Here is a 1,206-nt window from a genome sequence, read left to right as displayed (position 1 = left end):
GTGTTCCGCCAAACTGGCGGGAAACAGGCAAGGAACACACAAATAACGGGAAAATAGTGTCTGAATCTTCGATTTTTTGCCGATTAAAACCAAATTCAGCAAAAATCAGCGGTTATTCAGACCTTCCCTAACTGAAACGAGAGACTAAACCGAATTGGTCAAAATTAAATCGATCTGACCCCCATCACGCTGAGATAAGGTGGGAAAGAGAAACTCATATGAGATTCATCATTTAGACGAAGTAAGAAATGGTGGCAAGGTTTACGATATAGACAACTTAAGAGTAAATACGCCGAAGAACCATCTTGAAATTCATAAGAGTATTTGGCCATGAGTAAAACGATTTCCGACTATACCGAGCAAGATTTTCTAGCACTTATTAAAGAGATTTTTAAAGAAAATGCGGCCGAAAGTGATGATATCCTGGACGAGCTTTTAGAAGAGTTTGAGCGAGTAACCCAGCATCCTGACGGAACAGATCTAATCTATTACCCTGAAGAACCGGGCGATGACAAGCCGGAGCGAATTATTGAACGTGTAAAGGAATGGCGAAGTACGCAAGGGCTGCCTGGATTTAAAAAATAAATTGGTGATTCATGGAATGTGAACTCGAGAAATATACTCAAGAGGAATCCGGAGATTACTTACAGGGCTAGTGATCTAGAAACGTGCATCACCGACTTAATAGAAGGCTTCGAAGCAGTAACTCAACACCCGAAAGTATCAATGTCATTTTCTATCCAAAATCTGGAAATGACGGCACATCCGAAAGCATTTTGGAAGAAATTAAAGGCTGGAGAGAACAGGCTGGACTTTCTGGATTCAAGCATTAGGTCGTGCATCGACAAAACGGAGCTAATTGATCCTGAATTCAGGGCGCCACTCATAATGAAAGAAATTCAAAACCATACTGAAAAAGAATTCAAAAAGTTGGTCGAAGACATTTGTTCTGCCAACACAAGGAATGAATTAGAACATATAGCGCTTGTCCGATTGTTTTGCCGCTTAACGCAACATCCGGACGGCTCAGATCTGATTTATTATCCTGACGATGAGGCTGACGCATCTCCCGAGCGAATTAGTCGCCCCTGCAAAAACGCCGTTTTCAGACAGCCAACCATTCATCGGTCTCGGTCGGCCCATCCAGCAAGGCCGGAATTGACCATAAAATAGTCAATATCAAGCGCCAATACCGCTGATTCTCGC

General features: G+C 42.5%; 4 protein-coding genes. All 4 read left to right on the top strand.

Annotated features, from left to right (window positions below; all coding sequences use genetic code 11):
• The first annotated feature begins 199 nt into the window (after positions 1-199).
• Positions 200-334: a hypothetical protein gene (locus EZI54_RS25390; protein WP_341352873.1), complete on the top strand. Its 135-nt coding sequence runs from the start codon at positions 200-202 to the stop codon at positions 332-334.
• A complete protein-coding gene (locus EZI54_RS23775; RefSeq protein ID WP_242674588.1) occupies positions 331-585 on the top strand; it encodes a bacteriocin immunity protein in 255 nt (84 codons plus the stop codon). Before EZI54_RS25390 ends, EZI54_RS23775 begins: the two co-directional genes overlap by 4 nt.
• Before the next feature lie 83 nt (positions 586-668).
• The gene (locus tag EZI54_RS25515; protein ID WP_131484321.1) at positions 669-833 is read left to right on the top strand and encodes a bacteriocin immunity protein; all 165 of its coding nucleotides are present in this window, start codon (positions 669-671) and stop codon (positions 831-833) included.
• Entirely contained in the window at positions 754-1,173 is a 420-nt protein-coding gene (locus tag EZI54_RS25385) for a bacteriocin immunity protein (protein WP_423227019.1), read from the top strand. The genes EZI54_RS25515 and EZI54_RS25385 overlap by 80 nt, the downstream gene beginning before the upstream one ends.
• The last annotated feature ends 33 nt before the right edge of the window (positions 1,174-1,206 follow it).

The organism is Marinobacter halodurans, assembly GCF_004327985.1.
GTDB lineage: Bacteria > Pseudomonadota > Gammaproteobacteria > Pseudomonadales > Oleiphilaceae > Marinobacter_A > Marinobacter_A halodurans.
This window is presented reverse-complemented; position numbering and strand designations above follow the sequence as displayed.